This window comes from Algiphilus sp., from assembly GCF_965216485.1.
Taxonomy (GTDB): Bacteria; Pseudomonadota; Gammaproteobacteria; order Nevskiales; family Nevskiaceae; genus Algiphilus.
In genome coordinates, this window is record NZ_OZ244162.1 from 254,001 (window position 1) to 272,792 (window position 18,792).

The 18,792-nt window shown below is 66.3% G+C and carries 15 protein-coding genes; 9 read left to right on the forward strand and 6 right to left on the reverse strand.

Features of this window, described 5'->3' with window-relative positions:
* Positions 1 to 104: 104 nt before the first annotated feature.
* Positions 105 to 893 carry an EAL domain-containing protein gene (locus ACOOFO_RS01145; protein ID WP_420427829.1) on the reverse strand — a complete coding sequence of 263 codons (789 nt, stop codon included), beginning with the start codon at positions 891 to 893 and terminating at the stop codon, positions 105 to 107.
* 230 nt (positions 894 to 1,123) lie between these two features.
* Here ACOOFO_RS01145 and ACOOFO_RS01150 point away from each other — a divergent pair, with 230 nt between their 5' ends.
* Positions 1,124 to 1,618, forward strand: a complete 495-nt coding sequence (locus ACOOFO_RS01150; protein ID WP_420427830.1) for a hypothetical protein — start codon at positions 1,124 to 1,126, stop codon at positions 1,616 to 1,618.
* A gap of 152 nt (positions 1,619 to 1,770) precedes the next feature.
* Here the strand turns inward: ACOOFO_RS01150 and ACOOFO_RS01155 are convergent, their stop codons facing one another.
* Genes ACOOFO_RS01155 through ACOOFO_RS01165 form a run of 3 tightly spaced genes read right to left on the reverse strand, consistent with a single transcriptional unit; the run spans position 1,771 to position 4,625 of the window.
* Complete coding sequence (locus ACOOFO_RS01155) at positions 1,771 to 3,186, reverse strand: NAD(P)(+) transhydrogenase (Re/Si-specific) subunit beta (RefSeq protein WP_420427831.1); 1,416 nt, start codon at positions 3,184 to 3,186, stop codon at positions 1,771 to 1,773.
* A 9-nt stretch (positions 3,187 to 3,195) separates the two neighbouring features.
* Positions 3,196 to 3,498 carry an NAD(P) transhydrogenase subunit alpha gene (locus ACOOFO_RS01160; RefSeq protein WP_223054964.1) on the reverse strand — a complete coding sequence of 101 codons (303 nt, stop codon included), beginning with the start codon at positions 3,496 to 3,498 and terminating at the stop codon, positions 3,196 to 3,198.
* Between the two features lie 2 nt (positions 3,499 to 3,500).
* Entirely contained in the window at positions 3,501 to 4,625 is a 1,125-nt protein-coding gene (locus ACOOFO_RS01165) for an NAD(P) transhydrogenase subunit alpha (protein ID WP_420427832.1), read from the reverse strand.
* A gap of 228 nt (positions 4,626 to 4,853) precedes the next feature.
* On the opposite strand from ACOOFO_RS01165, the gene ACOOFO_RS01170 reads away from it, so the two are divergent.
* Both ACOOFO_RS01170 and ACOOFO_RS01175 read left to right on the forward strand, forming a co-directional pair.
* Positions 4,854 to 5,333 (forward strand): DUF3015 domain-containing protein, encoded by a 480-nt coding sequence (locus ACOOFO_RS01170; RefSeq protein WP_420427833.1) that lies wholly within the window; start codon positions 4,854 to 4,856, stop codon positions 5,331 to 5,333.
* A 74-nt stretch (positions 5,334 to 5,407) separates the two neighbouring features.
* Complete coding sequence (locus ACOOFO_RS01175) at positions 5,408 to 7,333, forward strand: DUF4105 domain-containing protein (RefSeq protein WP_420427834.1); 1,926 nt, start codon at positions 5,408 to 5,410, stop codon at positions 7,331 to 7,333.
* Here ACOOFO_RS01175 and ACOOFO_RS01180 read toward each other — a convergent pair.
* Positions 7,309 to 8,277: a histone deacetylase gene (locus ACOOFO_RS01180; protein WP_420427835.1), complete on the reverse strand. Its 969-nt coding sequence runs from the start codon at positions 8,275 to 8,277 to the stop codon at positions 7,309 to 7,311. The two genes, ACOOFO_RS01175 and ACOOFO_RS01180, sit on opposite strands and share 25 nt — an antisense overlap.
* Complete coding sequence (locus ACOOFO_RS01185; protein ID WP_420427836.1) at positions 8,255 to 9,022, reverse strand: SDR family oxidoreductase; 768 nt, start codon at positions 9,020 to 9,022, stop codon at positions 8,255 to 8,257. The genes ACOOFO_RS01180 and ACOOFO_RS01185 overlap by 23 nt, the downstream gene beginning before the upstream one ends.
* Positions 9,023 to 9,153: 131 nt before the next feature.
* On the opposite strand from ACOOFO_RS01185, the gene ttcA reads away from it, so the two are divergent.
* The 6 genes from ttcA (at position 9,154) to ACOOFO_RS01215 (ending at position 18,786) form a co-directional block, all read left to right on the forward strand.
* Positions 9,154 to 10,056, forward strand: a complete 903-nt coding sequence (ttcA, locus tag ACOOFO_RS01190) for a tRNA 2-thiocytidine(32) synthetase TtcA (protein ID WP_420427837.1) — start codon at positions 9,154 to 9,156, stop codon at positions 10,054 to 10,056.
* Positions 10,057 to 10,343: 287 nt separating this feature from the next.
* Complete coding sequence (locus ACOOFO_RS01195) at positions 10,344 to 12,503, forward strand: primosomal protein N' (protein ID WP_420427838.1); 2,160 nt, start codon at positions 10,344 to 10,346, stop codon at positions 12,501 to 12,503.
* 90 nt (positions 12,504 to 12,593) lie between these two features.
* Positions 12,594 to 14,360, forward strand: a complete 1,767-nt coding sequence (gene argS, locus ACOOFO_RS01200; protein ID WP_420427839.1) for an arginine--tRNA ligase — start codon at positions 12,594 to 12,596, stop codon at positions 14,358 to 14,360.
* Positions 14,361 to 14,362: 2 nt separating this feature from the next.
* A complete protein-coding gene (locus ACOOFO_RS01205) occupies positions 14,363 to 15,019 on the forward strand; it encodes an SPOR domain-containing protein (RefSeq protein ID WP_420427840.1) in 657 nt (218 codons plus the stop codon).
* A gap of 260 nt (positions 15,020 to 15,279) precedes the next feature.
* Positions 15,280 to 16,914: a 3-(methylthio)propionyl-CoA ligase gene (locus ACOOFO_RS01210; RefSeq protein WP_420427841.1), complete on the forward strand. Its 1,635-nt coding sequence runs from the start codon at positions 15,280 to 15,282 to the stop codon at positions 16,912 to 16,914.
* A gap of 78 nt (positions 16,915 to 16,992) precedes the next feature.
* Positions 16,993 to 18,786, forward strand: coding sequence for a patatin-like phospholipase family protein (locus tag ACOOFO_RS01215; RefSeq protein WP_420427842.1), 1,794 nt, complete (start codon positions 16,993 to 16,995; stop codon positions 18,784 to 18,786).
* The last annotated feature ends 6 nt before the right edge of the window (positions 18,787 to 18,792 follow it).

Below are 18,792 nucleotides of genomic sequence, written 5' to 3' on the forward strand. Positions count from 1 at the left end.
CACGAATCGCTCATTTTTCCCGGAGGGGGACCACCGTGTGCACGGTATCAGGGCCTTCGGCGCGAACCAAGTGGGGGCGATAGTCGGCGGCCGCAGGCTGACGTTCAGACGGGGCGACAGCCCAACCGCTCGGCAGGGATGTCGGGCGCGGCCTCCACCGCCGCCGCGGCAAAGTACCATCCCTGAAAGAGATGAATGCCGGCGTCCCAAAGCGCATGGAGTTCTTCTCGGCTTTCAATGCCTTCCGCGATGACCGTGATGTCCAGATCCGCGCACATGCTCATCACCCCCTTCACGATGGCGCGGCGAGACCGGCAGGTGTCGACACCGCGGATCAGCGCCATGTCGAGCTTGATGTAGTCGGGGTGCACATCCGCCAGCAGATTCAGACCGGAAAATCCCGCGCCGAAATCGTCGATGGCCGTCTTCATGCCAATGGCCTGATAGTGATCGACGATATTGCGCAGATGGGCATGATCGAGGACCTGTTCGCCCTCATTGAATTCAAGAATGATGTTCGAAACCGGGAATCCGACGCGTTGGGCAGCGTCCAGCGTGGTCTGAATGCAACGCTCCGGCTGGTACACCGCGTTGGGCATGAAATTGATGCTGAGACCGCAGTCGAAACCCAACCGCGCCGCCCATTCCACCGCCATGACGCGGCAGCGCTGATCGAAGCGATAGCGATTGTCATCATTGACCTGAGCGATGACGGTCTGAGCGCCTTCGCCCCCTGGCCCGCGCACCAAGGCCTCCTGGGCGAAGATCGTGCCGGCAGCGACATCCACGATCGGCTGGAAGGCCATCGTGAAATCGAGATCGAGGCCCCCATTGCCGGTGCAGCCGCCGCAGCCTTGCCTGGAAACCGTATCGGAACCACTCTCTTTTGCCATGGCAGCAGTCTCCTCCGGCCAAGGCAGCACCACAAGGCGGGTTGAGCTGCGTACGCTGACCGACTATCGGATAGCACTGCCCATGTACGGTGGACGTCGCCGCACTGCGTTTTCATCATCCGCGAAGTGCGGTGCGACCACGGCCGTGCCGCAGGCTCTTGACCGCAAGCCTCGACTCCGCCTTAAGCTCTCGACGGGAGACCAAGGCCCGACAAGGGCAGGAGAGAACCATGACGACTCGCTTCACCATGCAACTGGGCGCCGCCCTCGCCACCAGCGTTGTGCTGGCGGCGTGTTCCAACGGAAACGACAAGGCCAAGGCAGACCAACCGACCGCAGCCCCCGCTACGGCTGCACTCGAAGGGGCCTGCGACCAGTATCTGGAAACCTATAACAAGGTGTCCGACACCGCGATGGAGCAGTTTTACACCCTCTATCGCGCCGCCGGAGAATCGGAGGCCAGCATCGAGTCTGCCCGTGACCATTGGCGCTTCCTGGGTGGACAGATTGAAGCTGCGATGCTCGAGGACGAGTGGGCGTCGCTCACCGCCTGGCACCGCAATCTGCAGGATCACCTGCACTCCATCGCCGTCCTGTCCGGAGAAAATATGTATGACTTCCCGGAGCAGGCCGAACAGGCGGTGACCATGAGCGATCAACTTGAAGCCGAATATGTTCGCTGCAAGTTTCTGCGCAGCCTGAGCGAAGATACGACCGCCAACTGAAGCAGGCGCAGCATCGCGAGCGGCCGACGGTGGGCGCCACGCCCGCCGATAAGGCGAGACCACCACAAAGAACGGCGGCGGACCCGATGGATCCGCCGCCGTTTTTGAGTCGCTTGGGGCCGGCATCCGCACGATGCCACTCCTTGCCGGGTCTAGCCGAGTGACTTGACCGCTTCGATCATCTGCACCATGACCTTCTGCGCGTCGCCGTAGACCATCTGCGTATTGTCGGCATAGAACAGCTCGTTCTCGACGCCGCTGTAGCCCTTGCCCTGTCCGCGCTTGACGACATAGGCCTGCTGCGCCATGTCGACGTTGAGAATGGGCATGCCGTAGATCGGGCTGCTCTTGTTGGTGCGCGCAGCCGGGTTCACGACGTCGTTGGCACCAATGACGATGGCCGCATCGGCCTGCGCGAACTCTTCATTGATGTCCTCGAGATCGTGAATGATGTCGTAGGGCACACCGGCTTCGGCGAGCAGCACGTTCATATGCCCCGGCATGCGGCCGGCCACGGGGTGAATGGCGAAGCTGACATCCACACCGTTCTTCTGCAGCAGCTTCACGAATTCGTAGAGCTTGTGCTGCGCCTGCGCCACCGCCAGACCGTAGCCCGGCACGATGATGACCTTCGAGCCGTAGTACATCGAGATCGCAGCATCAGACGGTTCGACCGACTTCATCGTGCCCTCGATGCCTTCGCCGCTGTCATCCTCGACACCGAAGTTCGAGAAGATGACGTTCTTGACCGAGCGGTTCATGGCCTTGGCCATCAGCAGCGTCAGAAGGGTACCGGCCGAACCGACCACCGTACCGGCAATGATCATCGCCGGGTTCTGCAGCACGAAGCCTTCGAAGGCAACAGCCAGGCCGGTGAAGGCGTTGTACAGCGAGATCACCACCGGCATGTCCGCACCGCCGATCGGCGTCGTCAGCAGCACGCCCAGGGCCAGCGACACCAGGAAGAACAGGGTGATCGAGAAGCCCGGGATGTCTTCGTAGCCCGCCGACAGCACGTAAAGCGCGAGCAGGACGGCGATGGCCAGCAGACTGCCATTGATGAGCTGCTGGGCGCCGAAGCGGATGGTCTTGTTGAGGCGGCCATCCAGCTTGGCCCAGGCGACGATGGAGCCGGACAGTGCCACGGCACCGATCAGACCACCCACCAGCGCCAGTACCGTGACAGTGAAGCCATGGTGCTGCGCGTTGCCGGAATACAGCTCGACAGCGGCAATGGCGGCGGCGGCGCCGCCACCCATGCCGTTGTACAGCGCCACCATCTGCGGCATGGCCGTCATGGCGACGGTCTTGCCACTCTTCCACGCCCAACCCACGCCAATGCCGAGGGCGATCAGGGCGAGGAAGATGTTGACGCCGAGCTGCGACTGCGCCTCCGGGCGCACATCAAAGGCGTAGAGGAAGGCGGCGGCCACGGCGAGCACCATGCCCCAGCCGGCTACCTTGATGCCCGAAGGCGCGGTCACCGGGCTGGCCATGCGCTTCAGGCCATAGATGAACAGCAGTGTCGCGGCGAAGAACGACGCCGCAATGATGAGATTGACGGACATGGGGCTCCCCTACTGGCTGTCGCTGGACTTGAACATGTCCAGCATTCGGTCGGTGACGACGTAGCCGCCGGCGGCGTTACCCGCGCCGAGCAGCACCCCGAAGAAGCCGATGGCCTGCTCGAGCAGGCTGCCGGCGTTGAGCAGCGCCCAGATCGCACCGACGACCACGATGCCGTGCACGAAGTTGGAGCCCGACATCAGCGGCGTATGCAGAATCGCCGGCACGCGGCCGATGATCTCGTAACCGGTAAAGGCCGCGAGCATGAAGATATAGAGCGCGACGAAGCCGGTGATAGCAGTGGTGGCATCCATGATCAGCTCCCGTTGATGGCGGCGGCCGCCGCTTCATTCTTGATCTCGCCGTCGTGCGTGAGGCAGGACTTGGCGACGACCTCGTCTTCCCAGTTCAGGTTGATCTCGCCGTCGGCGATGATCAGCTCGAGGAAGTTGAGGAGGTTCTTGGCGTAGAGCTCCGAGGCATGCTCGGCGAGCAGGCTCGGAATATTGAGCGGGGCAACAATGGTCACGCTCCCCACTTCGACGGTCTCGCCCGGCTTGGTCAGCGGCGTGTTGCCGCCGCCTTCGGCGGCGAGATCGACGATGACCGCACCCGGCTTCATGCCCTTGATCTGCTCTTCCGAGATGATCTTTGGGCTGTCCCGGCCCGGGATGGCCGCCGTGGTGATGATGGCGTCGGCATTCTGGATGTGCTTGGTCAGCACCTCGGCCGCCTTGGCCTTTTCCTCGTCGGTCAGTTCGCGCGCATAGCCGCCTTCGCCGGCTGCGGATACGCCGGTATCGACGAACTTGGCGCCCAGCGACTCGACCTGTTCGGCCACTTCCGAACGCACGTCGTAGCCTTCCACCATCGCACCCAGACGGCGCGCGGTGGCAATGGCCTGCAGGCCGGCAACGCCCGCACCCATGACCAGCACCTTGGCCGGACGGATCGAGCCGACGGCCGTGGTCATCATGGGCAGGATGCGATTCAGATTGGTGGCGGCCAGCAGCCCGCCGTAGTAGCCGGCCAGGGCAGCCTGCGACGACAGCGCGTCCATGGCCTGCGCACGCGTGATGCGCGGCACCAGCTCCATGGCGAAGCACGTGATCTTGGCGTCAGCCAGTGCCTTTACCGTTTCCGGTTCGCGGTTGGCGTAGACAAAGGAGAGCAGAATGCTGCCTTCCTTCATCTTCTTGATTTCGGCCGGGCTCGGCGGCTGCACACGCAGCAGGATGTCGGCCTTGCCCAGTTCGAGCTTGCCGACCTTGATTTCCGCCTTCTCGTACGAGGCGTCGGGAATGCGCGCGGCCTCGCCGGCACCCGACTGTACGCTGACTTCAGCGCCCAGTTTGGCGAGCTTGGCACCGACCGCGGGGACCACCGCGACGCGCCGCTCATTGGCCCGCGTTTCCTTGGGCGCGGTGATTTTCACCGTCATGATTGGGACTCCCTGTTTGCCATCCGGATCGACGGGTAACGGTTCTCAGTTCCCGTGATGAGCGCGCGAGTCTACTTGCGCGAGCAAATACTAATCAAACTGCGCCGCACATAGCAGACCCCCGCGTCCAGATTTGGCACCACGTAATGACAGCGCTCCGGGCGTGCGCTATGTTCGGAGCGTGGCAACCGCCACATCCTCATCATCCTTCTGTTTTCGGGGGTATTCATGTTTAAGAAGACGATTGCCGCAGCCGCTCTGGTTGCCATGCCATTTGGCGCCGCGCTGGCGGACAAGGACATCGGTTGCGGTGTCGGCACCATCATCTGGGAAGGCCAGTCGGGTGTTGCGCCCAAGGTACTGGGCGCCACCACCAACGGCACCTTCGGCAACCAGACTTTCGGCATCTCCACCGGCTCCCTGGGCTGCTCTGCCGACGGCGCCATTACCGTCGACGGTCGCACCAGCATGTTCACGTCCACCAACATGGACCAGCTGGCCGCCGAAATCGCCGCCGGCGAAGGGGAAACGCTGGACACGCTGGCCACGCTGTACAAGATCGAAGGGGCCGATCGCGAAGCCTTTGCCGCCATGGCGCAGTCCAACTACGGCGCGATCTTCAGCAGCACCGAAGTCACCGTCGCCGACGTGCTGGCGGGCCTGGAGAGCGCGATGCAGCGCCATCAGACGCTGGCGCGTTACGTCTAAGCGTCATCGCACAGCGACTATGATTCTGGCGGCGTCCGACAGGGCGCCGCTTTTTTTTGCCCCAGCCCTGAACCATGCGCCTACCGCTTTTCCTGTTGCTGATTGGCCTCGTCCTGCCTGGCCACGCCCACGCCGAAGACCAGGCAGCACCCAACGCCCTTGCCACGCTCCAGCAACGCGCCGACGCCGCCGCGCTGTGGTCGCTGCCCGCCTGGCAGAAGATGCTGCATATGGAGACAGGCGCTCTCGGGCGGAGGCGCAGCGCTGTGCATTCATCGTGGTTCTTTCTGGCCGAGGACGGCCGTCAAGACCCGCGTGCAGAGCTGCACGCCACCCTGCGTGCCTTCGTCGAGCAGCAAACGGTATCCGTGCGCGAGGAAAAGGCCGCCTGCGTCTTCGGGCTGCGCTGGCGCTTCCTGGATACGCATCTGGACCTGCGCGCGCACGGCGTGCCGATGCCGGACTGTGCGCGGCGCACGCAATGGTGGCAGGCGCTGAATCCGGAGCGGGCCTGGCTGGTCTTTCCCGCAGCCTATCTGAACAGCCCGGCCTCCATGTTCGGCCACACCCTGTTGCGCATCGACGGCACGCGCGGCTCGGAGCGCTCGCCACTTCTGGCCTACGCCGTCAACTTTGCCGCGCAGACCGACACGGAGAACAGCCTGGTCTACGCCTACAAAGGCCTCACCGGCGGCTATGTCGGGCGCTTCAGCGTCATGCCCTATTACGAAAAGGTGCGCGAGTACGGGCGCATCGAGGTGCGGGATCTGTGGGAGTACCCGCTGCAGCTACCGGAGGCAGCACTCGAGCGCGTCATGCTGCACCTGTGGGAGCTGCGCGGCGCCGGCTTCGACTACTACTTCTTTACCCGCAACTGCTCCTTTCAACTGTTGACGCTGCTGGAAGTCGCCATGCCCGAGCGCGACCTGCGCCAGGGGCTGGGCTGGCGCGCGATCCCGACCGACACCATCGGCGCGCTGCATCATCAGGATCTGCTCGGAGCACCGCGCTACCGCCCGTCGATGGGGACCACGTTGCGTCACCGCGCCGATCAGATCGGCGCCGACGATACTCGCCTCGCCCTTGCGGTGGCGCGCGGAGAGCGTGAGGCGGACACCCTGCCGGACTGGCCGGCGCAACGCCGGGCGCGCGCCCTGGATGTGGCCCACGACTGGCTGTACCACCGCACCCAGAACGGCCCGATCGACCGCGATACCGGGGTGGCGCGGGCGCGCGGCATTCTGGCGGCGCGGGCCGCGACAGGGGTGCGCAGCGATTTCCCTGCCCCCGCAGCACCTGCCACCGCGCCGCACGCGGGCCACCCCACCGCCCGCCTGTTCAGCGGCATGTTCACTGGCGAGGGCGGCGCCGGCCTGGCGGTGGGCTTGCGTGCTGCCTACCACGATGTGCTCGACCCGGTGGGCGGCTACGACCAGGGCAGCGAAGTGGCCTTCGGCGAAGTCGATGCACGCTGGGATACGCGCGGCGACCGCCTGCAGCTGCACCGCCTGACCCTGGTGCAGATCCTTTCCATGAGCCCGCGCGGCCTGCTCTTCCAGCCGGTGTCCTGGCGGGTGCAGTTCGGCGGTCGCCGCCTGTCCGGGGTAAACAGTCGCTTCGGCGGCTATCTGGATGGAGGGCCCGGCCTGGCATGGCGCTTCGGCCCGCTGACGACCTATGGCTTCGCGCGCATGGCCGTGGATGCGGCCCAGGATCTGGAGCAGGGCTACAGCCTGGGCGGTGGCGCGCGCATCGGCGCCGCCTGGGAGAGCAACGGACCCGCTTCGCTATTGATCGAAGCGCACAGTCGCAATGCCTTGCTCGGCGGCGACTTCGAGCGGCATCAGCTCGATCTGGGGGCGCAGTGGCATTGGGACCGCACCGTGGGCCTGCGGCTGCATGCCTACATCGCGCGCCAGGACGGCGAGGTGCGCCGCGGCCTGCGCCTCGGCATCACCCGCTACTTCGACCCGGGCTACGCTGCGTCGCCCGCAGGCTGAGCGGCCGCGAAGCAGGGTTCCGGCCGACCGGCAAGCGCATCGCGGGCGGCGGCAAAGAGCAGCGCGTGGCGCGCGGCCAGTGCGGCGATGTCGCGGTCGTAGCCGCCGCCGATGACGCAGGCCAGCGGGATGTCCCGCGCCCGCACCATCTCGATCACGGCGGCGTCGCGTCGGTACAGGCCGGCATCGCTGAGCATGAAATGCCCGAGGCGATCGTCGCGATGCACATCCACACCGGCGTCGTAAAGCACCAGCTCGGGCTGCAGACGGTCCAGCAAGTGCGGCACGTGTGCGTGCAGCGCCTGCAGATAGGCCGCGTCGCCGGTACCGCGCGGCAGACCGATATCACAGTCGGAGTCCGCCTTGCGGCTGGGGAAGTTCTGCGCGCAGTGCATCGATACCGTGAAGGCATCACGATCGTCGGCCAGCAGCCGCGCCGTGCCGTCACCCTGATGCACGTCGCAATCGAGGATCAGCACGCGCCGCACGCCAAGCTCGCGCGCATGGTGCACGGCCACCGCCAGGTCGTTGAGCAGGCAGTAGCCGCTGGCGAAATCGAAATGCGCGTGGTGGGTACCGCCGGCCGCGTTGCAGGCCAGACCGTGCGCCAGCGCCAGTTCTACGGTGCGGCAGGTCCCGCCGGTCTCCAGGGCGCAGCGCGCGAACAGCGCCGGTGTACAGAGGAAGCCAGCGCGGCGTTGCGCCTTGGCGTCCAGCGTGCCGGTGGAAAGCGCCTGCAGATAGCCCGCTGCGTGGCTCGTTTCGAGTTGCCGTGTCGTGGCGGGTTGTGGGGCGTGGAAGCAGGCGCCGCCGGCCGTCTCCAGCTGCTGGCGCAGCGCCGTGAACTTGGCCATGGGGAAGGGGTGCCCCTCGGGCAGCGGACAGTCGTAGCCGGGGGCGTGCACCACATGCAGCGGTGCACTACCAGGGAATGGGCTGTCCATCCCAGGCGAAGAAGCCACCGCTGTCATCGGGGTCCAGTCCATCGAGCACCTCAAGCAGTTGCCGGCTCGCGCGCTCCACGCTGAACAGCTTGTCCGGCTTGACCCGGCCCTGAAAGGGCTCCGACAACGCGGTATCCACGGTGCCTGGATGCAGTGTGACGCAGGTCAGCTCGGAGTGGCGGCGCGCCAACTCGATGGAGGCGGTGTGCACGAACTGGTTCTGTGCGGCCTTGGCGGCACGGTAGCTATACCAACCGCCGATGCGGTTGTCGCCGATCGACCCGACCCGCGCCGAGATGGACGCGAAGTAGGCAGGTCCGCCCGACTGGCGCAGCAGCGGCTCGGTGTGCTTGAGCACCAGCAAAGGCCCCAGTGCATTGACCCGAAAACTGCGCTCGGCAGCCGACACGTCGACGTCCGCAAGGCGGCGCTCCGGTCGCATACCCTCGTCGTGCAGCACACCTGCTGTGACAATGACGGCATGCAACGCGCCGCCAAAACGGTCGATCTCCGCAACGGCGTCAGCCAGGGTCTGTTCGTCCTCGACGTCCATGCGCATGGCGCGCAGACGACAGTCGTGCTCCGCCAATGCATGCAGATCGCTAGCGGAAGCAGGCTCCCGGCAGCCTGCGAAGATCTGCCCAACGCGCATGTCCTCGCACAGGTGGCGGACCATTCCGAGTCCGATGCCACGGCTGGCACCGACGACGAGTACATTGTGCGGGTTGGGTAACTTCGTCAGCATGCGCGCATGAGGCGCCTTGCGCCACGCGAAATCAAGGCTGCCGCGGGCGCGTCAAAGAAAGCCACACGTGCGCGCCGCTGGCAACCACTACCGTAGAATTCTGCTGCGCTTCCATTTTCTCCCCGCCGCCCATGGCCGATGACATCCCCCTCCAGTTCGTTCCGCCCACCGGCCACCGCCCCGAACGCACGGCCGACCCGCGTCGTGGAAAACGCGAGGCGGACAAGCGCGCCAAGCGATTGCGCCGTCTGACCGGCCAGGCCATCGGCGACTACGGCATGATCCGCGAGGGCGACCGCGTGCTCGTCTGTCTCTCCGGCGGCAAGGACAGCTACACCATGCTGGACATGCTGATGCAGCTACAGGCGGCGGCCCCGGTGCGCTTCGAGCTGCACGCCGTCAATCTGGACCAGAAGCAGCCCGATTTTCCAGAGCACGTACTGCCTGATTACCTGCGCCGTGTCGGCGTGCCCTTCACGATCCTTGAGCAGGACACCTATTCGGTGGTCAAGCGCAACATCCCCGAGGGCAAGACCATGTGCTCGTTGTGCTCACGGCTGCGCCGCGGCGCGCTGTACACCTTTGCTGCCGAGCACGGCTACACCAAAGTGGCGCTAGGTCACCACAAGGACGACATCGTGGCCACCTTCTTCCTCAATCTCTTCTTCGGCGGGCGCATGGCTGCGATGCCGCCTAAATTGAAGAGCGACGATGGGCGCAACATCGTCATCCGGCCCCTCGCCTACTGCCGCGAGCGCGATATTGCCGCCTATGCGGAAGCGCAGGGCTTCCCAATCATCCCCTGCAATCTGTGCGGCTCGCAGGACCACCTGCAGCGCAAGCAGGTCCAGCAGATGATGGCGCAATGGGAGCGGGAAGCACCGGGCCGCGTGGAACAGATCTTCCGCGCAATGTGCAACGTAGCGCCGTCGCAGCTGGCCGACCCCACCTTGTTTGATTTCGCGGGTCTCGACGGTGCCGAGGGCACCGCGCGCGATTGGTTTGCCGACGAACGGTCCTCTTCCTCGGCATAAGCGGTAGCGCGTTGCGGCGCAACATTCCGCGCTGTCACATCTCCGTAACCTGGCTGCAACACGTACTTTTTGACGGGGTGACCACCGCCTTGTGCACAAGCACAGTTCGCAGGTAACGGACAAGCGCAGAACGCGACCAAGCGCCGTGAGTAATGTTTATCCCCATGAAAATATTGGAATTATTTGTCGCCATTCAGTTCGGCAGGCAAGCGCATTACCGGAATGGGCACTAATGTGGTGCCTGCGGACATGAATTCCGCACAAAGTTATCCACAAGCCGTGTGGGCATGTATCTGATACCCGTAGCAATCAACAGGCCAATGCGCACCCACCTGGACTACCGCATCGCGCGCGCGCAGGTGGACCAGATTCGCCGTGGCATGCGTGTCCGGGTGCCCCTGGGCCGTCGCGAAGTGCTGGGCATCGTGCTCGATCAAGCGCGCACGGCGCAGGCGCAGGACCAGCACCGCTACAAGCCCGTATCCGCGGTGCTCGACGACGCACCGCTGCTCGGCAAGGAGTTGATGGACAGCCTGCAATGGTCAGCGGACTACTATCACCATCCCATTGGCGAGGTGATCGCCGCCGCCCTGCCGAGTGCCCTGCGGCAGGGCGCCCCGCGCCAGGAAGAGGCGCCGCAGTGGCTGTACCTGACCGATGAGGGCGCGGCCGTACCGGAGGACAAGCTGCGACGCGCGCCGGCCCAGGCGGCCTGTCTCGCCCAACTGCGCGGCACGCCCGCGCCGTGGTCGGATGTGGATCGACGCGCGGCCCGCGCGCTCATCGACAAGGGCCTATGTCGGCTGGGCCCGGCGCCGGAGATGGACCCAGCCGGTGCGGATAGCGGTCGCGCGATTACGCTGACATCCGAGCAACAGGCGGTCTGCGACGCCCTGCCGCATTCCGGTTTCTCGGTCAGCCTGCTGCAGGGCGTGACCGGCAGCGGCAAGACCGAAATCTATCTGGCCCAGGCCGCCGAAGATCTGCGCGCCGGCAAACAGGTGCTGCTGCTGGTGCCGGAAATCGGACTCACGCCGCAGTTGCTGGCGCGGGCGCGTGAACGGCTCGGGGGTCGGGTGATCAGCTACCACTCCGGCATGACCGATGCCGCGCGATTGGCCGCCTGGCGGCGCATCGACCGCGGCGAGGCATTGCTGGTGGTCGGCACCCGCTCCGCGGTCTGGCTGCCCTTCACGGCGCTGGGCCGCGTCTGGGTGGACGAGGAACACGACGCCTCCTTCAAGCAGCAGGATGGCTTTCGCTATTCCGCTCGCGATGTGGCCGTGGTGCGCGCCCGCGCCTTCGACGCCCCGGTCGGCCTTGGCAGTGCCACCCCGGCGCTGGAGACGCTGCACAACGCCCGCCAACAGCGCTACCGGCACTTCCGCCTGGATGCGCGTGCCCAGGATGCCCCCGGCGCCGATCTGCACGTGGTGGATGCGCGTGGGCAGCGCCTGCGCGGCGGCCTGACGCCGTCCCTCGCGCGCGCCATCCAGAGCCACGTCACCGAAGGTGGGCAGGTCCTGCTCTTCATCAACCGCCGCGGCTATGCGCCGGCATTGCTCTGTCGCGACTGCGGCTGGTCGGCCACCTGCAAGGCCTGCGACGCGCGCATGACCTGGCACAAGCAGCACCGCAGTCTGCTGTGCCATCACTGCGGCGCGCGCCAAGCGGTACCGGCGCAATGCCCGAGCTGCGGCGCCAGCGAGCTGCGCCCCGCCGGACATGGCACCGAGCGCATCGAAGAGGCCCTGCAGGCGATGCTGCCCCAGGCGCGCATCGCGCGCGCAGACTCGGATGTCATGCAGCGGGCCGGTGCCTGGCAGGAACTGCGCGCGCAGGTCCTGCGCGGCGACGTCGACATCCTGGTCGGCACACAGATGCTGGCCAAGGGCCACGATTTTCCGGGTATCAGTCTGGTCGGCATTGTCTCCGTGGACCAGGCGCTGTTCTCGGCCGACATCCGCGCCACCGAACGCATGGGCCAGCTGGTCACCCAGGTGGCCGGGCGCGCAGGACGCGGGCGCCGGGCCGGTACGGTGCTGCTGCAGACCCATGTTCCCGACCACCCGCTGCTCCGGCGCCTGCTGGATGAAGGCTATGACGCCTTTGCCGACGCCTTGCTCGAAGAGCGCACCACCAATGCCCTGCCCCCGGCGGTTCCGCTGGCGCTGCTGCGCGCCGAGAGCGTCGATGCGACAGCGGCCATGGCCTTTCTCGAGGCGGCCGCGCAACTGCTGCGCGCCCAGGGTGCCGAGGCCATCGGCCCGCTGCCGGCGCCGATGATGCGGCGCGCCGGGCGCACCCGCGCCCAGCTCTGGGTCCAGAACCCAAGCCGTGCAGCGCTGCAGCAGGCGCTGGCCGCCAGCTGCACCGCCATCGAGCGTCTGCCCGAGGCGCGACGCGTGCGCTGGGGCGTGGATGTCGATCCCGCGGACACCCTGTGACCGTCTGCCCGGCCGCCCGACACCGGCGCAAGGTTTACACTTGCGCGCCATCGCAGACCACCGACGCGCAACCGCGAGCCGCAGGCGATCATGAAAGCTGACGTTCAAGCCCTCCTTCTCACTGCCTGCCGTAGCCTGTTCGAGGAAGCGGGCCAGCCCGACGCCGCACCGGAAACGGCGCATATCGAGAATACGCGCGACCCGGAGCACGGCGATCTGGCATCCAACCTCGCGATGACGCTGGCCAAGCCGCTGAAGAAGGCGCCACGCCAGATCGCGGAAGCCCTGGTAGCCCGACTGCCGGAGCATCCGCACGTCGCCAAGGTGGAGATCGCCGGGCCTGGCTTCATCAATTTCTTCCTGTCGCCCAGCGCCTGGCAGGACACCGCGCGCGCCATTCTCGCCACCGGCGCCGAGTGGGGTTTCGATCGCAGCGGGGCCAAGGGCCGCGTTCTGGTGGAGTTCGTTTCGGCTAATCCGACCGGGCCGATGCATGTCGGCCATGGTCGCAACGCCGCCTATGGCGATGCGCTGGCCCGCATGCTCGCTGCCGTCGGCTGGGCGGTCAGCCGCGAGTATTACGTCAATGACGCCGGTCGCCAGGTGGACGTGCTCACCCTCAGTGCTTGGCTCCGTTATCTGGAAGCCTGCGGCGAACCGGTGCAACTGCCGGCGCGCGGCTACCCCGGCGACTATCTGGTGGCCACCGGCGCAGCACTGCACGCGGCGCAGGGCGACACCTATCGGGTGGCGGGCAGCAAGGTGTTTGACGGCCTGCCCGAGGAACCCACGGAAGGCGAGAAGGAAGCACTCAAGCGCGGCCAGGAGCAGTATCTGGACGCCCTGATCGCCCGCGCGCGCGCGCTGCTCGGCGACGCGCATTACGCCGCCGTGCGCGACTTTGCACTGGAAGCACAGCTGGGCACCATCCGCGACACGCTGGCGCGCTTCGGCGTAGCCTTTGACGCCTACGCCTCGGAGCGCGCGGTGGTCGCCTCCGGCGCCCCCAGCCGTGCGCTCGCGCGGCTGCGCGAGCAGGGCCACGTCTACGAGCAGGATGGCGCGGTCTGGCTGCGCACCTCCGCCCTCGGCGACGAGAAGGACCGGGTGCTGTACAAATCCGATGGCGCCGCCACCTACTTCGCCAACGATCTCGCCTATCACGAGGACAAGGTCGAGCGCGGCTTCGACACCCTGATCGACGTCTGGGGCGCGGACCACCACGGCTATATCGGACGCGTACGCGCGGCCATCCAGGCGTTGACCGGACGCACCGACGCGCTGGAGGTCACGCTGATCCAGTTCGTGTCCCTGTCCTCCGGGCGCATGGGCAAACGCAGCGGCAATTTCGTGACCCTTGCCGACCTGATCGAAGAGGTGGGCACTGATGCCACACGCTTTTTCTACCTGTCGCGTTCGCAGGACCAGCATCTCGAATTCGATCTCGAGCTGGCCAAGCGCCAGTCCAATGACAACCCCGTCTACTACGTGCAGTACGCCCATGCGCGCATCTGCTCGGTCTTCGCGCAGGCCCAGTCCCAGGGCATCAGCGTGCCCGCCCAGGTCAGCCTTGAGGCGCTGGCGCCGCTCACCACTCCGCACGAAATCGATCTGCTCAAGCAGCTGACCCGCTTCCCGGAACTGCTGCAGACCGCCGCCGACCAGCGCGCGCCGCACATGATCAGCTTTTATCTACGCGATCTCGCGGACGCCCTGCACAGCTACTACAACGCCCACAAGGTGCTCATCGACGACTGCGCGACCCGCGACGCCCGCCTCGCCCTGCTCGCCGCGACGCGGTCGGTGCTGGCCGCCGGATTGCAGTTACTCGGCGTGAGCGCACCGGAGTCGATGTAGCCATGGCGCGGGATTACGCCGCAAAGAAGCGAAGCCAGAAACGACGCAGCGGTACCGCCGCCAAGCGCCACACCGCACCCCCACGCGGCACGCCCGGATGGGTGTGGATGCTGCTGGGCATCGCCATCGGTATCTGCGTTGCGGTGGCGGTATGGGTCATGCGCCCCGCGGAGCGCAACGCACGCACGCAGGCCATCGCGCCCGCCGAGCGTGCGCCAGAGGACGCGAGCGACCGCACCAGCGGCGGCGTCAAGCTGCCGCCCAAGGAAGAGGCGCGCTTCTCCTTCTACGACATGCTGCCCAGCTACGAGGTCGTGATTCCGCGCGAGGAAATCGAGGGCAGCCGCGACGACGCGCGCAAGGCGAAACCGGACCCGCGCGAGGCCAGTCCGCAGAACACGCCGGCGCTGGCCGAAGAGGGCGATTACATCATCCAGGTCGGTTCCTACCGCAGCCGCGACGATGCCGAGAGCCAGCGCGCGCAACTGGCGCTGATCGGCCTGGAAGGCCGCGTCGAGACTGTGACCATCAACGACAACCAGACCTGGTATCGCGTCCGGGTAGGGCCCATCGCCGACGCACCACGCGTGCACAGCGTGATGATGCGTATGGAAGAGCACGGCATGGATGACGTGCTGGTGATGCGGGTCCGCAACTAGGGCCTGTTCACACGCAGTGGATCGCGGCGCGCGAGTCCGTATGCGTGCAGCGCAAGGAGTCAGGAGCGCGATGTACTTGACGACCATGCGCGGCGAGCGACGCGGCGGTGCGCGCATACGAGCCCTCAGCCATCGCCCCGTCCTTTGACAGGGGACTGACGGCCAGCGCTGACCGATGATTTAGGCGTTTTCACATTGCGCTATCCTTCGGCGCGCTGCATCAGAAAAAACGCACACCCCGCGCCCCAAGAGGAGACCCCATGAGCACGCTTTACGGCCAGATGATGGACATCCCGCTGTTGATCTCGAGCCTGCTTCGGCACGCCGAGAACAATCACAGCGACACGGAGATCGTGACCCGTCGCATCGAAGGCGATATCCACCGCTACACCTATGGCGACGCCGCCCAGCGCATCCGCAAGCTAGCCAATGCGCTCGAAGGCAGCGGCATCAAGCAGGGCGATCGCACCGCGACCCTTGCCTGGAACACCTACCGCCATTTCGAGCTGTATTACGCAGTTTCGGGCATGGGCGCGGTGCTGCACACCATCAACCCGCGCCTACACCCCGAGCAGGTGGCATGGATCGTCAACCACGCGGAAGACCGGATCCTGTTCTTCGATGCCACCTTCGCGCCCATCGTCGACGCCATCGCTGAGCACTGCCCGACCATTGAGCATTGGGTGGCGCTATGCGACGCCGACAAGATGCCCGAGCTGAAGAAGGTCAAGGCGATCAGCTACGAGGACTACATCCGCGACCACGCCGACCAGTACGAGTGGCCGGAGCTGGATGAGAATGCCGCGGCCGCTCTGTGCTACACCTCCGGCACCACGGGCAACCCCAAGGGCGTGCTCTATTCGCACCGCGCCCTGGTGCTACACACCTACGGCGCCTGCCTGCCCGATGCCTTCGCGGTCGACGCCACCGACATCGTGCTGCCGGTGGTCCCGATGTTCCACGTCAACGCCTGGAGCCTGCCCTACGTTGGCGCGCTGGCCGGCGTGAAGCTGGTCTTCCCCGGTGCCAAGCTGGACGGGGAAAGCCTCTACGAATTGTTCGAAGGCGAAAAGGTCACCATCAGCGCCGGTGTGCCGACCGTGTGGCTGCTGGTGCTGCAGTTCCTGCAGCAGAACAACAAGAAGCTGTCGACGCTCAAGCGCATGACCGTGGGCGGTTCCGCCTGCCCGCCCGCGCTGATGAAGACCTTCAAGCAGGACTACGGCGTCCAGCTCGAACATGCCTGGGGCATGACCGAAATGTCGCCGCTGGGTACCTACAACCACCCCAAGGCCAAGCATCTGGGCCTGTCGGAAGACGAACGCTTCAACGTCGCGCTGTCACAGGGCCGTGCCGTCTTCGGCGTCGAGATGAAGATCGTCGACGACCAGGGCAACCGCCAGCCGCAGGACGGCAAGTCGACGGGTGACCTCCACGTCCGCGGCCCGTGGGTGGTGAAGCAATACTTCAAGAAGGACGAGTCCCCGCTGGTCGAGGGCTGGTTCCCGACCGGCGACGTCGGGCACATCGACCCGGACGGCTATCTGACCATCACCGACCGCACCAAGGACGTCATCAAGTCGGGCGGCGAATGGATCGGTTCCATCGACCTCGAGAACATCGCCATGTCGCATCCGGCGGTGGCGATGGCGGCCTGCATTGCCGCCAAGCATGAGAAGTGGGATGAGCGACCGTTGCTGATCGTGCAGCTCAAGGAAGGCCAGTCGCCGTCCAAGGACGAGATCCTGGCGCACTTCGAGGGCAAGATCGCCAAGTGGTGGACGCCGGACGACGTGCTCTTCGTCGATGGACTGCCGCTGGGTGCCACCGGCAAGGTGCAGAAGAACAAGCTGCGCGACGAGTACGGCGACCACCTCATGAAGAAGGCCGGCTAGGCAGACACGCCTGCCCGGCGTCACGGCCGGGCAGCGGATGGCAGACTGCGGCAGCCCCCTTTCGCGACGTGATCCACCATGGATGTCCGAAGCTGCCTGTCTTCCTCTCCGCTGCTCGGCCAACTGCCTGCGGTTGCCCTTGATGCGCTGACCGCCGAGGCGGTCACCGTCAGCCTGCGCGGCGGCGATACGCTGTTCGAAGCGGGCGATCCGACCGACGCGGTCTACCTGGTGGCTGTCGGCCGACTGCGTATCGCACTGCCCCACGCACCGGTGGATATTGCCGCCGGTGACCTTGTGGGCGAAGTCGGCGCATTGACCGACGAGGCCCGCACCGCAACTGCATCGGCGCTGCGCGACACCCTGCTGCTCAAGATCGACGCCGAGGCGTTCCGGCGCGTGCTGTCGCGCCACGAGGATGCGCAACGCGCGCTGCTACGCATGGTGGTGGCGCGACTGCGCGGTGCGCACAGCGGGCGCAGCCCTCAACAGCGCAGCGCCCATGCGGTCACCGTACTCCCGCTGACCGAAGATGCCGACTACGCCGGGGTCGCGCGTGCACTGGCGCAATCCCTCGCTGCCGAACTGCGCGGTCATGTGCCGCTGCTCGACCGTCAGGCGGTGGACCGCGACCTTGGCCCTGGCGCCGCCCAGACCCGCTTCGATGCGGGTGCGGCGAATGCGCGGCTGGTGTCCTGGCTGCAGGCGCTGGAGGGCGACACGGCCCATCTGGTGGCGGCCGCGGACGGTGTGCCGGAACCGTGGACCCTGCGCGTGGCGCGCCAGGCGGACCGCATCCTGCTGGTGGCCGGCGACGGCCCCCTGCACACCGACACCCTGCAGGCGCTGGAGACTGCCGCCACACCGGCCCCGCGTGAACTGGTGCTGTGCGGTGCCAAGGCCCGTGCCGCCGAATTGATGGCGCGCAGCGGGGCAGGCTTTCTGCACCACTGTGACCCGAAACAGCCCCAGACATTGCGCCGCCTGGCGCGTCAGGTGGCGGGCAAGGCGACCGGCCTCGTGCTGGGCGGCGGCGGCGCGCGCGGCTTCGCGCATATCGGTCTGCTGCGCGCCCTGGAAGAGGCAAAGCTGGACATCGACATGATCGGCGGCACCAGCATGGGCGCCTTCATCGCCGCACTGCATGCCCAGGGCGCCAGCCCGCAGGCGATGCGCGACATCTGCGATGACGTCTTCGTGCAAAACAACCATCTCAACGATTGGGTGATTCCGCGCGTCTCCCTGATCCGTGGCCGCAAGTTCCTCAACAAGCTGCGCAGCGTCCTCGGCGAAGGGCTGATCGAGGACCTCCCCATCCCCTTCTACTGTGTTTCCACCAATCTCACGCGCGGTCAACCGCAGGTTCACCGCGAAGGCAAGCTGGCGAGCTGGGTCGGCACCAGCATGTGCGTACCCGGCATTGCCCCGCCCGTGGTCTACCAGGGCGAGCTGCTGGCCGATGGTGCCGTGGTCAACAGCGTGCCGGTGGATACCATGCATCACATGGATCGCGGCCCGGTGATTGCCTGCGATGTCGGCGCTCCCGGCGAGCTGTCGCTGCCCGGCATCAAGGGACCCGCACCGGAAGCGCTGCTGAAGGCACGGCGCAGCAAGCGCCCGCAGCTGTCGGACATCCTGATGCGCATGACCACCATGACCAGCGACCTGCGACTGGAAGAGAACGCGCGTCACGCCGACCTCTTCCTGCGCATGCCGGTGGATACGGTCAACATGTTCAGTTGGGATGCGCTGGACGAGACCATCGAGGCCGGCTACGCCCATGCCTGCAAGGTGCTGGAGGCGGCGGCAAACGACTGGCCAGGCGAAGAGGGGCCACCGAGTTTTCAACCGCCTGCGAGCTGGACGCGATAGCAGGCG

Bases quoted from the DNA above. Each gene is read 5' to 3' on its own strand.
- ACOOFO_RS01145 (WP_420427829.1), bottom strand. From the start codon at position 893: ATGGCAAAAGAGAGTGGTTCCGATACGGTTTCCAGGCAAGGCTGCGGC.
- ACOOFO_RS01150 (WP_420427830.1), top strand. From the start codon at position 1,124: ATGACGACTCGCTTCACCATGCAACTGGGCGCCGCCCTCGCCACCAGC.
- ACOOFO_RS01155 (WP_420427831.1), bottom strand. From the start codon at position 3,186: ATGTCCGTCAATCTCATCATTGCGGCGTCGTTCTTCGCCGCGACACTG.
- ACOOFO_RS01160 (WP_223054964.1), bottom strand. From the start codon at position 3,498: ATGGATGCCACCACTGCTATCACCGGCTTCGTCGCGCTCTATATCTTC.
- ACOOFO_RS01165 (WP_420427832.1), bottom strand. From the start codon at position 4,625: ATGACGGTGAAAATCACCGCGCCCAAGGAAACGCGGGCCAATGAGCGG.
- ACOOFO_RS01170 (WP_420427833.1), top strand. From the start codon at position 4,854: ATGTTTAAGAAGACGATTGCCGCAGCCGCTCTGGTTGCCATGCCATTT.
- ACOOFO_RS01175 (WP_420427834.1), top strand. From the start codon at position 5,408: ATGCGCCTACCGCTTTTCCTGTTGCTGATTGGCCTCGTCCTGCCTGGC.
- ACOOFO_RS01180 (WP_420427835.1), bottom strand. From the start codon at position 8,277: ATGGACAGCCCATTCCCTGGTAGTGCACCGCTGCATGTGGTGCACGCC.
- ACOOFO_RS01185 (WP_420427836.1), bottom strand. From the start codon at position 9,022: ATGCTGACGAAGTTACCCAACCCGCACAATGTACTCGTCGTCGGTGCC.
- ttcA (WP_420427837.1), top strand. From the start codon at position 9,154: ATGGCCGATGACATCCCCCTCCAGTTCGTTCCGCCCACCGGCCACCGC.
- ACOOFO_RS01195 (WP_420427838.1), top strand. From the start codon at position 10,344: ATGTATCTGATACCCGTAGCAATCAACAGGCCAATGCGCACCCACCTG.
- argS (WP_420427839.1), top strand. From the start codon at position 12,594: ATGAAAGCTGACGTTCAAGCCCTCCTTCTCACTGCCTGCCGTAGCCTG.
- ACOOFO_RS01205 (WP_420427840.1), top strand. From the start codon at position 14,363: ATGGCGCGGGATTACGCCGCAAAGAAGCGAAGCCAGAAACGACGCAGC.
- ACOOFO_RS01210 (WP_420427841.1), top strand. From the start codon at position 15,280: ATGAGCACGCTTTACGGCCAGATGATGGACATCCCGCTGTTGATCTCG.
- ACOOFO_RS01215 (WP_420427842.1), top strand. From the start codon at position 16,993: ATGGATGTCCGAAGCTGCCTGTCTTCCTCTCCGCTGCTCGGCCAACTG.